We start from the raw sequence: 11,871 nt of genomic DNA, 5'->3' as shown, positions 1-11,871 counted from the left end.
TGCCTGATTTGACCGACAGAACCGGGGGCACGTCGAATGCTGCTCAAGGGGACGGACATGGACCGCCTGACCGAAATGGAAGCTTTTGCCACGGTGGTGGACCAGGGCGGATTCACCGATGCCGCGCGCAAGATGGGTATCTCGAAATCCGCCGTCTCCAAGCATGTCTCGAGCCTCGAGGCGCGGCTGGGTGCCCGGCTGCTGAATCGCACCACACGCCGGGTCAGCCCGACCGAGATCGGGCTTGCATACTACGACCGCGCACGCCGCGTTTTGAACGACGCGGGCGAGGCCGATGCGCTGGTCACGTCGATGCAGTCGGCGCCTTCGGGCCTGCTGCGGATCTCCGTGGCGACGGATTTCGGGGTGAACCACCTGTCGCCGATCCTCGGAGACTTCCTAGCCGATTTTCCCGACATCACCGTCAACATGGTGCTGAGCAACCGCTACGTAGAGCTGATCTCGGAAGGCTTCGACATGGCGATCCGGATCGGCGAGCTGGAAGACAGCTCGCTTCGGGCGCGCAAGCTGTCTGAGACCACCAAGCGCATGATCGCCTCGCCCTCCTATTTCCAGAGCTTCGGGCGACCGATGCGCATCGACGATTTGAACGAGCACAAGCTGCTGCATTACTCGAGCCAGTCCTCGGGCAACGTTTGGAAGCTGACCGCGCCCTCGGGCGAGAAGCGCCAGGTGCGCACGGCGGGCTGGCTCAGCGTCAACGACGGCCAGTCGCTGCTCAACGCCGCGATCTCGGGTCTCGGCATCGCCTACCTGCCGAGCTTTCTTTATGCCGATGCGCTGCAGAAGGGTCTGGTGCAGGATGCCATCCCGGATCTGCCGGGCGAGAAGCTGGGTATCTACGCGGTCTACCCGCCGGGACGCTTCACCCAGCCCAAGGTGCGGGCGTTCATCGACTTTCTCGTTGACCGTTTCGGCGACCGCGAGGCCGGCGACTGGTAGGACGGACGGGGGCGCTGCCCCCGCCGCGGCGGTGCCGCGACTCCCCCGGGATATTTTTCAACCAGAGAAACCTGCTGTGACCGCAGGGTCAGTAGCCGCGCGTGGTGTCGACGCGGTGCAGGAGCGGGTCTCCGGCCTCGCTGCGGAAGATGTTGTCGGCGATCACGCGCGACGCTGTGGCGGGCCGGGTCGCGGCGGCGATGTGCGGTGTGACGGTGACCCGGGGATGCGCCCAGAAGGGGTGGTCCTTCGGCAGCGGTTCGGTGCGGAAGACGTCGAGGGTGGCGCCGGCCAACTGGCCGCTGTCGAGAGCCGCGAGCAGCGCGTCATCGTCGATCAGCGGGCCGCGCCCGGGATTGATGAGAAAGGCGCCGCGCGGCATCTGCGCGAAGGCCGCCGTGTCGAGCAGGTTCTCGGTCGCCGGCGTGTCGGGCAGCAGGGTCACGAAGATCTCGGCCGAACCCAGCGCCCTGCTGAACCCGTCCGGGCCATGATGGCAGGTCACGCCGTCAATCCGCTTGGGGCTGCGGCTCCAGCCACTCACGGAAAAACCGAACTGCGCCAGCTTTTGCGTCGCGGCGGTGCCGAGTTCCCCGAGTCCGAGCACGCAGACCCGGCGTTCGGCGGCGAGCGGCGGCACGCGGGGGCCCCAGGTTCGATCCGGGTTGACGATATCGGCGTCCATCCCGAGGTGGTAGCGCAGCACATGCCCGCAGACCCATTCGGTCATCGAGGTGGTCATCGCCGGGTCGACCATCCGCGCAAAGGGAATAACGAGCGTGGGGTTGCCGACGGTCTTCTCGACGCCGGCCCAAAGGTTCAGCACCGCCTTGGCGCGCCTGTAGGGCGCGAAATCCTGCAGCTCGGAATCCGGCGAATAGATGATGTAGTCGACCTCTGCCGCGGGAATCGACAGGTCGAGGCGCGCATCGAGACCGGCTTCGGCCAAGGCCGCGGCAAGCGGCGCCTCGTAGTCGGCCCAGAGGTCGGACTGGGCCGCGAACAGGACGTTCAGGGTCATGTTTTGGTGTACCTTGTTATCTTGGACGGTGGACGTGCGCGCTTTGCATGAGGCCGAAGGCGAGCATGAGCACCAGCATGGCCGAGCCGCCGTAGCTGACCATCGGCAGCGGCACGCCGACGACGGGGGCGAGCCCCATGACCATCGACATGTTGACCGCGAAGAACAAAAAGAAGTTCAGCGCGATGCCCAGGGTCAGAAGCGATGAGAACCGATCCTTGTTGACCAGCGCCGACCAGACGCAGAACAGGATGATGAGCGCATAAAGCCCGAGCAGGGACACGCCGCCCACAAAGCCGAATTCCTCGGCCAGCGTGGTGAAGATGAAGTCGGTGTGTTTCTCGGGCAGGAAATTCAGGCGTGACTGGGTGCCCTGCATGAAGCCGCGGCCGGTCCAGCCGCCGGAGCCAAGCGCGATCTTGGACTGCGTGATGTGATAGCCGGCGCCAAGAGGGTCGGAGGACGGGTCGAGAAAGGTGTCGATGCGGCGGAACTGGTAGTCCTTGAGCAGCTGCCAGGACGTGCCGCGCGACTGGAGCACGGTAGAGACGAGACCGATCCCGGCGGCGATGACGGCGGCGAAATAGGCCCAGTGCACACCGGCCAGAAACATCAGCCCGCCGCCCGCGGCGAGAAGCAGGATCGCGGTGCCGAGATCGGGCTGCTTGAGGACAAAAGCGACCGGGATCAGGATGATTATGACGGGCAGCAGAACCCAGAACGGGTGCGACGTCCTGCGCGCGGGCAGCCAGTCGTAATAGGCGGCGAGAAACATCACCAGAGTGATCTTCATCAGTTCGGACGGCTGCAGCCGCATGAAGCCGATGTCGATCCAGCGCTGTGCGCCCATGCCGACCGTACCGAAGAACTCGACCGCGACCAGGAGCAGCAGCGTCAGCAGGTACGCGGCGCCCGACACGCTGCGCCAGAACCAGGTCGGCACCATCGCCACGGCGAGCATCAGCACGAAGCCGAGCGCGAAGCGTTTCATCTGCGGTTCGGCCCAGGGCGAGAACGAGCCGCCCGCGACCGAGTAGAGCATCAGGAACCCGACACCGGCAACCGAGGCGAGGAGGATCGCCACCGGCCAGTTCAGATAGAAGATCTTGCGGTAGCCGCTGGGGACCGATTTGACCGCATACTCGAGATAGCTCATGCCTGATCCTTCTCGAGCGTGGCGGTCTCGGGATGCAGGTTCTGCAGCTGCTCCTGTCGTTCGGCGGCGGCGTCGCGTTCGCTTGCGGGATAGGCCTCGAGCGGGGGCGCGCCGCCGAATAGCGCCTGCAGGGTGATGTCGCGGGCGATCGGGGCAGCCGCGGTGGAGCCGCCGCCGCCATGTTCGACAACGACGGACACCGCATATTTCGGCTGTTCGTAGGGTGCGAAATCTACAAAGAGCGCGTGGTCGCGGCGTTCCCAAGGCAAGTCGGCGTTGCTGACCACCCCGGCGCGGCGTTCGGCGGCGGTGATGTTGCGGACCTGGCTGGTGCCGGTCTTGCCGGCCATGCGCATGGCGTCGTCGATGATGCGGGAGCGGTAGGCAGTGCCGCGGCGGTCGTTGACCACCGCGAACATCGCGCGGCGCATGCGGGCGAGGTTGTTGGGGTTCATGTCCATCGCTTCGCCGGCGCCCGAGGGCTGCTCGATGCCGTCGACGGATTTCACCAACCGCGGGCGCACATCGCGACCGGTCGCGATGCGGGCGGTCATCACTGCAAGCTGCAGGGGCGAGGCCAGCACGAAGCCCTGTCCGATGGAGGCGTTCACCGTGTCGCCGACGCGCCAATCGTCTCCGTAGTTGGCGAATTTCCAGTCCTTGGTCGGCGCTATCCCCTGGGCCACGGCGGACATCGGCACGTCGTGACGCACACCGAGACCGAAACGCTCGGCCATGGCGGAAATCCTCTCGATGCCGATCTTCACGGCCAGGTCGTAGTAATAGACGTCGCAAGAGCGCTTCAGCGAGGTCTGAAGGTCCACATAGCCATGTCCGCCGCGCTTCCAGCAGTGGAAACGGCGCCCCGAGACGGTCATGTGACCGGGGCAATAGGCGGTGTCGTCGGGGCCGATGATGCCGGCCTCGAGCGCGGCCATCGCCGTCATCATCTTGAAGGTGGAGCCTGGGGGATAGAGCCCCTGCACCGTCTTGCTGGCCAGCGGGCGGTACTTGTTCTCGGTCAGTTCGGCGTAGTTCTTGCGCGAGATGCCCCGCACGAAAAGATTGGGATCATAGCTCGGGGCCGAGGCGCAGGCGACGACGTCGCCGCTGTCGCAGTCGATCACGACGGCCGAGGCGCTTTCGCCCGACAACCGCGCCTGGACGTAGGTCTGCAGGTTGGCGTCGATGGTCAGCTGCACGTCCGAGCCGGGGACACCCTCGCGGCGGTCGAGTTCGCGCATCACGCGGCCTGTGGCATTGACCTCGACCCGCTTGGCGCCGGCCTTTCCACGCAATCCGTTCTCGAGCTTGGCCTCGACGCCGACCTTGCCGATCTGGAACCGCGGGATGCGCAGGACCTGGTCGGGGTCTTCCATGCGTTCGAGGTCGTAGTCAGAGACCGGCCCGACATAGCCCAGAACATGGGCCAGATCGCCGCGGCGCGGGTAGATCCGGCTGAGCCCGACCTCTGGCGTCACGCCCGGCAGGGCCGGCGCGTTGACCGAGACCCGGCTGATGTCCTCCCAGCTCACGTCCTCGGCGATGGTCACGGGCAGGAAGGGCGCCGAGCGGTTCATCTCGGTCCGGGCGCGTTCCAGCGTGTCCTCGTCGAGTGTCACGATGCGGCGCAGCCGGTCCAGCACGGCGTCGATGTCGCCGGCATCCTCGCGCACCATCACGATGCGGTAGGAAGGTACGTTCTGCGCCAGCCGCAGCCCGTTGCGGTCAAATACCTCGCCGCGGGTCGGCGGGATCAGGCGGATGTTGATGCGGTTTTCCTCGGCGAGCAGGCGGAACTGGTCGGCCTGGTCGACCTGCAGGTGCCGCATGCGCGCACCGAGTGTGCCGACGAACAGCAGCTGCGCCCCGCCAAGCACGGCGGCGCGGCGGCTGATCACGCGGTTGCTGGCATCGGTTTCGGCGCGGGTGCGTCTCACGGAACTGCCCTCCGGAGGAAACGTGCGAACATTACATCCGGCCTCCCACCGCGTCCAGTTCGCCCGGCACCGTCTTGCGCACGCCCATCAGCCCGTGGGTGGCCGCCACGGCAAGCGGGTAGAACAGCATCGTCATGACCATGGCGAAGAGATGCAGGCCGAGCGTCGGCGGCTCGGTCAGCGTCAGAACCAGCGCCGCGCGGTAGGCTAGGGTGACGATCACGACCATCAGACAGACCGAGAACCATTCGCCTGCAAAACCCGTATCGCGCAAGGTGCGGGCGCGGGATTTCAGCTTTTCGCAGCCGATCAGGGCCAGCGCGGCCCAGAGGCCCGGCGGGCGTTGCAGCAGCAGGTCGGCAAGCAGGAAGATCGCCGCGAGCAGCAGGGCGGGCACGTATTCCGGGCGCCGCAGCACCCAGGCCGCGGCGAAGCACAGCAGCAGGTCGGGTCCCGCCCAGCTGCGCGGCGCGGTGTCGAGCGGCAGCAGCCGGAAGAACAGGATCACCGCCGCCAGCAGCGCGAACCCGAGCCGCATGGCCCAGAGCCGGGTCAGCGACAGCTCAGTCATCGCCGCGCTCCACCGGCAGTGGCGGCAGTTCGGGGCCGATCACCTGGGCGGTATCGGAGACGGGTTCGGTCCCGTGGTGGCGCAGCACGCGCAGGAATTCGAGCCGCTCGAAATCGGCGGCAAGGCGCACGCGAAGGCGACCGCCGGGATCCGAGGCAACCTGCCCGATCAGCAGCCCCGGCGGAAACACGCCGCCGTCGCCGGAACTCACGATCCGGTCGCCGGGGCGCACGAGGTCGCGGTTTTCCAGAAAGTCGATGGGCGGGGCGGCGGAGTTGTCGCCGGCGATGATGGCGCGCTGGCCGGACGGCTGGATCACCGCTGGAATGCGGCTCGAGGCGTCCGTCAGCAGGATCACCCGTGAGGTGTTCTGCCCCACGCCGGAGATCCGCCCGACAAGGCCGATGCCGTCCATCGTCGCCCAGCCGTCCATCAGCCCGTCGCGCGAGCCCACGTTTAGCAGGACCGACTGGCGGAAGGGCGAGCCGCTGTCGGCCATAACCACGCCGGTGATGTAGGTCAGGCGCGGATCGAGGCGCACGTTGTTGAGGTCGAGAAGGCGGGCGTTCTCCTGCTCGAGCTGCAGGGCCGCCTCCTTCCAGGCCTGCATCTGGCGCAGTTCGGAGCGCAGCTCGCGGTTCTGCTCGGCGAGGTTCTGGTAGCTCTGGAAATCGCGCAGCAGATTGATCGCACCCGTGACCGGAGCCATCGCCCAGGAGAAACTCGGCACGAAGCGGTCGCTGACCTGCGCACGAAAGCGTTCGACGCGCGGGCTGTCGATGCGCCAGACGAGAAACACGGCTAGCAGGCAAAGCACCAGCACGCTCAGCAGCAGCCGGCGGAGCGGGCCGGCGTAGTCTGAACTTCCGGAACGATCCCTGGCCATGCTGGCGGGCCTCCTCGCCCCGGCGAGGCTCGGACCGGGGCCTTGGCTCTAGTGTGACGCGATCAGCTGTCGTAGTCGATGGCGTGGCGCAACTGTTTCTCGTATTCGAGCGCTTTCCCGGTCCCGAGGGCCACACAGTTCAGCGACTCGTCCGCGATCGACACCGCAAGGCCGGTCTGCTCGCGCAGTGCGAGGTCTAGATCGCCCAGCAGCGCGCCGCCACCCGTGAGCATCACGCCGCGGTCGACGATGTCGGCGGCAAGATCCGGCGGCGTGGTCTCGAGCGCGGTCATCACCGCCTCGCAGATCTGCTGCACCGGTTCGGCCAGCGCCTCGGCGATCTGGGCCTGGGTCACCTCGATTTCCTTCGGCACACCGTTCAGCAGGTCGCGGCCGCGGATCTGCATCGAGGTGCCGCGCCCGTCGTCGGGCATGCGGGCGGTGCCGATGGAGGTCTTGATGCGTTCGGCGGTGGTCTCGCCGACGAGCAGGTTCTGCTGACGCCGCAGGTAGGAAATGATCGCCTCGTCCATGCGGTCGCCGCCGACGCGCACCGAGCGCGCGTAGACGATATCGCCCAGGCTCAGCACGGCGACCTCGGTGGTGCCGCCGCCGATGTCGACGACCATGCTGCCCGTCGGGTCGGTGATCGGCATGCCCGCGCCGATGGCGGCCGCGATGGGCTCTGCGATCAGGCCGGCGCGGCGCGCACCCGCGGACAGAACCGACTGCCGGATCGCGCGTTTCTCGACCGGCGTTGCGCCGTGCGGCACGCAGACGATGATCTTGGGTTTGGAGAAGGTCGAGCGCTTGTGCACCTTGCGGATGAAGTACTTGATCATCTCCTCGGCGGTGTCGAAGTCGGCGATCACGCCCTCGCGCATCGGCCGGATCGCCTCGATCGAGCCCGGCGTGCGGCCCAGCATCAGCTTGGCATCTTCGCCCACGGCCAGCACCTTCTTGACGCCGTCCTTGACGTGGTAGGCGACCACCGACGGCTCTGACAGCACGATGCCCCGGCCCTTCACGTAGACAAGCGTGTTGGCGGTGCCGAGGTCGATGGCCATGTCGGAAGAGAACAGACCACGGATGTTGTCGAAGAGGGACATGCGGAGAAGGGCCTTTGCGTCATTATGAACGGCCCGCGACTCTGCAGTCGCGGGCACGTCCGGTTCTTATAGGCATCCCATGACGAAGGGAAAAGGGGACAATGCCCCGGGATCAGCGCCAATTTGCCATGACGCCGCAACGTTCGTCGCCATGCGTCGCAGCGTTGCGTCGCTCTACGTCAGCGTTCAGCCGACGTCCTTGTAGCTGATCTCGCGCCGGTCCGAGCCTGTCTTCTCGCGCCGCATCAGAAGACGGTTGAGCGCGTGGATGTAGGCCAGCGTCGAGGCGACGACGGTGTCGGTGTTGGCCGACTGGCCGGTGACGATGCGCCCGTCCTCCTCGAGCCGGACCGACACCGTGGCCTGCGCGTCCGTGCCTTCGGTCACCGCACTCACCTGGTAGAGCTGCAGACGTGCCTCGTGCGGAACCAGCGCCTTGACCGCATTGAACGCGGCATCGACGGGGCCATCGCCGGTCTTGCTCGCCGATTGCTCGGCGCCGTCGATCTCCATGACGATGTCGGCCTGCTGCGGGCCTTCGGTGCCGCAAACCACCTTGAGAGACTTCAGCTTCAGCTTGTCGCTTTCGGGGTCGGTCGCCGTGCGCATCAGCGCGATGAGGTCGTCGTCGTAGACTTCCTTCTTGCGGTCGGCGAGTTCCTTGAACCGCACGAACACGTCCTTGAGCTGGTTGTCGCCCAGCTCGAAGCCAAGCTCGTTGAGCTTGGCGCGCAGGGCGGCCCGGCCCGAGTGCTTGCCCATCACGAGGTTCGTCGCCGAAAGACCCACGTCCTCGGGGCGCATGATCTCGAAGGTCTCGGCGTTTTTCAGCATCCCGTCCTGGTGGATGCCGCTTTCGTGGGCAAAGGCGTTCTTGCCGACGATGGCCTTGTTGAACTGCACCGGGAAACCCGAGACCGCCGCGACGCGGCGCGAGATGTTCATGATCTTGGTGGAATCGACCTCCGTGCGGAACGGCATGATGTCGTTGCGCACCTTGAGCGCCATCACCACCTCTTCGAGCGCCGTGTTGCCGGCCCGTTCGCCGAGGCCGTTGATCGTGCATTCGATCTGGCGCGCGCCGGCCTCGACCGCCGCCAGCGAGTTCGCCGTCGCCATGCCGAGATCGTTGTGACAATGCGTGGCGAAGACGATCTCGTCCGCGCCGGGCACCTTCTCGATCAGCATCCGGATCAGGTCGGCGCTTTCGCGCGGGGCGGTGTAGCCCACCGTGTCGGGAATGTTGATCGTGGTGGCGCCTGCCTTGATCGCGATCTCGACCACGCGGCAAAGGTAATCCTCTTCCGTGCGCGTGGCGTCCATCGGCGACCATTGCACGTTGTCGCAGAGATTGCGGGCATGGGTCACGGTTTCGTGGATCCGCTCGGCCATCTGGTCCTGGTCGAGGTTCGGGATCGCCCGGTGCAGTGGCGAGGTGCCGATGAAGGTATGGATGCGTGGTTTCTTCGCATGTTTGACCGCCTCCCAGCAGCGGTCGATGTCGGGCAGCTGCGCCCGGGCGAGACCGCAGATCACGGCGTCTTGCGTCTGGCGCGCGATTTCGGAGACGGCCTTGAAATCGCCCTCCGAGGCGATGGGAAAGCCCGCCTCGATAATGTCGACGCCCATCTCGTCGAGCAGTGCGGCGATTTCAAGCTTCTCGGCGTGGGTCATCGTGGCCCCGGGCGACTGTTCGCCGTCACGAAGGGTGGTGTCGAAGATCAGGACGCGGTCCTGTTGGCTCTTGTCGGTCATGGTGATGTCTTTCCGATGGCTGCTGTTTTCATCCGTGGCGCGCGGCGCAATCCTCTGAGCGGGCGCGCCGGGATGGCACGCTCAGAGGCGGATTAGCAGCAGCGGGGCGCGCAGGAGGGCCGCACGGGACGTGCAGGGCAGGGTCTTGATGTGTGCGGCCTCGGTCATGGGGCCACTTTATAGCGGCGCGGGATGAAATGGGAAGGCTGTTTTTGCGGGCGCAGGGCGGGGCGGGGCGCAATGCCATTGAAGCGGTGGCGCCTGCCGCTAGTTGGCTCGGGATGGCAAGGGTACTAATCATCGGCGCCTCGGGCGGCATCGGCGCTGCCGTCGCGGACGCCTGCACGGCGCGAGGCGATGACGTGACCGGACTTTCGCGGTCCGGCGACGGGCTCGACCTGACGGACGAGGCCTCGGTCGACCGGATCGTCGGAGAGATCTCCGGGCCGTTCGACCTGGTTCTCTTGGCGACCGGTGCGCTCGAGATCGACGGCGCCGAGCCGGAAAAGACCATCAAGGCGATCAAGGCGAAGGCGATGCTCGACCAGTTCGCGCTCAACGCCGTGGGTCCGGCGCTGGTTTTGCGCCACGCGCCGGACCTGCTGCCGCGCGAGGGGCGTTCGGTCTTTGCGGTGCTGTCGGCGCGAGTCGGGTCCATTGAAGACAACCGGATCGGCGGCTGGATCAGCTACCGCAGCGCCAAGGCGGCGGTGAACCAGGTGGTCCATACCGCGGCGATCGAACTGGCGCGCAGCCATGGCGAGGCGGTCTGCGTCGCGCTGCATCCTGGCACCGTCGCCACGGAGTTCACGCGCAAATACTTGGGCCGACATCCGTCCGTGGCGCCCGAGGAAGCGGCCGAGAACCTGCTTGGCGTCATCGACGGGCTGACATCCGACGACAGCGGCGGGTTCTTCGACTGGGCTGGCAAGGCGGTGCCGTGGTGAGCCGGCTCGTGCTGGTGCTCGGCGACCAGCTGACCAAGTCGCTCAGCGCGCTGCGCGAGGCGCGCAAGGACGCAGATGTCGTCGTGATGGCCGAGGTCGAGGAAGAGGCCGAGTACGTTCGCCACCATCCCAAGAAGATCGCGCTGGTCTTTGCCGCCATGCGCAAGTTCGCAGCAACGCTGCGCGATGACGGTTGGGACGTGCGCTACACCGAGCTCGACGATACCACGAACGCCGGGTCGATTGTCGGAGAGCTGCTGCGCCGCGCCGGGGAAACCGGTGCCGAGAGCGTTCTGGCCACCGAACCCGGCGAATGGCGGCTGATCGACAAGCTGCGCTATGCTCCGATCAAGACCGAGGTCCTGTCCGACGATCGTTTCATCGCCTCGCACGCGGAATTCGAACGCTGGGCCAAGGGGCGCAAGGCGCTGCGGATGGAATATTTCTATCGCGAGATACGTCGCAAGACCGGGCTGATGATGGAGGGCGACGAACCGGCGGGCGGGGAATGGAACTTCGACAAGGACAACCGCAAGCCGCCGCCGAAATCCATCGACCACGACGGCCCGCCGGTCTTCGAGCCCGACGAAGAGGTCTCGGCGGTGCTGGACCTCGTGGAGGCGCGTTTCGGTGACAACTTCGGTGACCTGCGGCCCTTCGGCTTCGCCACCACACGGCGGCAAGCGCTGGCGGTGCTTCGGCATTTCATCGAACACGCGCTGCCGCGTTTCGGCGACTACCAGGACGCGATGCTCGACGATCACCGCTGGCTTTACCACGCGGTCATCTCGCCTTACCTCAACCTCGGGCTGCTCGATCCGCTAGAGGTCTGCGAACGCGCGGAAAAGGCCTGGAAGGACGGGGACGTGCCGATCAACGCCGCCGAAGGCTTCATCCGGCAGATTATCGGCTGGCGCGAATACGTCCGCGGCATCTACTTTCTCGAAGGACCCGACTACCCCAAGCGCAACGGGCTCGGCCACGATCGCGACCTGCCGGCGCTCTACTGGGGCGGTGAGACGCGGATGCGCTGTCTGGAACAGGCGGTGCGGCAGACGAAGGAAGAGGCCTACGCGCATCACATCCAACGGCTGATGGTCACCGGCAATTTCGCGCTGCTGATCGGGGCCGACCCCGGGCAGGTGCACGAATGGTATCTCGAGGTCTATGCGGACGCCTACGAGTGGGTCGAAAGCCCCAACACCGTCGGCATGAGCCAGTTCGCCGACGGCGGGGTGATCGCGTCGAAGCCCTACGTGAGCAGCGGCGCTTACATCTCGCGCATGTCGGACTACTGCAAATCCTGCGCCTACAAGGTCGGGGACAAGACCGGCGAGGATGCCTGCCCGTTCAACCTTCTCTATTGGCATTTCCTTGACCGGCACCGCGACCGGTTCGAGCCGAACGGACGCATGGCCAACATCTATCGCAACTGGGACCGGATGGACGACGAACGCAAACGGACCGTGTTGCGCGAGGCCCGTGCGTTTCTCGACCGCCTCGACGCGGGCGAGACGGTCTGA

Annotated in this window: 10 protein-coding genes; 3 read left to right on the top strand and 7 right to left on the bottom strand. The window is 66.3% G+C overall.

The annotated features are described in order from the left end of the window. Positions 1–57 precede the first annotated feature (57 nt). The gene (locus R5H30_RS19225) at positions 58–963 is read left to right on the top strand and encodes a LysR family transcriptional regulator (RefSeq protein WP_318330256.1); all 906 of its coding nucleotides are present in this window, start codon (positions 58–60) and stop codon (positions 961–963) included. Between the two features lie 88 nt (positions 964–1,051). Here the strand turns inward: R5H30_RS19225 and R5H30_RS19220 are convergent, their stop codons facing one another. The 7 genes from R5H30_RS19220 to R5H30_RS19190 all read right to left on the bottom strand — a co-directional run bounded on the left by R5H30_RS19220 (position 1,052) and on the right by R5H30_RS19190 (position 9,401). Continuing rightward, the gene (locus R5H30_RS19220) at positions 1,052–1,984 is read right to left on the bottom strand and encodes a 2-hydroxyacid dehydrogenase (RefSeq protein ID WP_318330254.1); all 933 of its coding nucleotides are present in this window, start codon (positions 1,982–1,984) and stop codon (positions 1,052–1,054) included. Positions 1,985–2,000: 16 nt separating this feature from the next. Further along, entirely contained in the window at positions 2,001–3,140 is a 1,140-nt protein-coding gene (rodA, locus tag R5H30_RS19215) for a rod shape-determining protein RodA (protein WP_318330253.1), read from the bottom strand. After that, a complete protein-coding gene (mrdA, locus tag R5H30_RS19210; RefSeq protein ID WP_318330252.1) occupies positions 3,137–5,080 on the bottom strand; it encodes a penicillin-binding protein 2 in 1,944 nt (647 codons plus the stop codon). Before mrdA ends, rodA begins: the two co-directional genes overlap by 4 nt. Before the next feature lie 31 nt (positions 5,081–5,111). After that, the gene (locus tag R5H30_RS19205) at positions 5,112–5,651 is read right to left on the bottom strand and encodes a rod shape-determining protein MreD (protein ID WP_318330251.1); all 540 of its coding nucleotides are present in this window, start codon (positions 5,649–5,651) and stop codon (positions 5,112–5,114) included. Further along, the gene (gene mreC / locus R5H30_RS19200) at positions 5,644–6,537 is read right to left on the bottom strand and encodes a rod shape-determining protein MreC (RefSeq protein ID WP_318330250.1); all 894 of its coding nucleotides are present in this window, start codon (positions 6,535–6,537) and stop codon (positions 5,644–5,646) included. Before mreC ends, R5H30_RS19205 begins: the two co-directional genes overlap by 8 nt. Positions 6,538–6,599: 62 nt before the next feature. Then, positions 6,600–7,646 carry a rod shape-determining protein gene (locus R5H30_RS19195; protein ID WP_318330249.1) on the bottom strand — a complete coding sequence of 349 codons (1,047 nt, stop codon included), beginning with the start codon at positions 7,644–7,646 and terminating at the stop codon, positions 6,600–6,602. Between the two features lie 186 nt (positions 7,647–7,832). Then, the gene (locus R5H30_RS19190; RefSeq protein WP_318330248.1) at positions 7,833–9,401 is read right to left on the bottom strand and encodes a 2-isopropylmalate synthase; all 1,569 of its coding nucleotides are present in this window, start codon (positions 9,399–9,401) and stop codon (positions 7,833–7,835) included. A 281-nt stretch (positions 9,402–9,682) separates the two neighbouring features. Here R5H30_RS19190 and R5H30_RS19185 point away from each other — a divergent pair, with 281 nt between their 5' ends. Beyond that, positions 9,683–10,348 (top strand): SDR family NAD(P)-dependent oxidoreductase, encoded by a 666-nt coding sequence (locus R5H30_RS19185; protein WP_318330247.1) that lies wholly within the window; start codon positions 9,683–9,685, stop codon positions 10,346–10,348. Continuing rightward, positions 10,345–11,871, top strand: coding sequence for a cryptochrome/photolyase family protein (locus R5H30_RS19180; RefSeq protein WP_318330246.1), 1,527 nt, complete (start codon positions 10,345–10,347; stop codon positions 11,869–11,871). The genes R5H30_RS19185 and R5H30_RS19180 overlap by 4 nt, the downstream gene beginning before the upstream one ends.

It is taken from the genome of Roseobacter sp. FCG-D35, from assembly GCF_033436665.1.
In the GTDB taxonomy this organism is placed as follows: domain Bacteria; phylum Pseudomonadota; class Alphaproteobacteria; order Rhodobacterales; family Rhodobacteraceae; genus JAWQFO01.
Note: the sequence above shows the minus strand (reverse complement) of the source record. Positions and strands in the feature narration are given on the sequence as shown.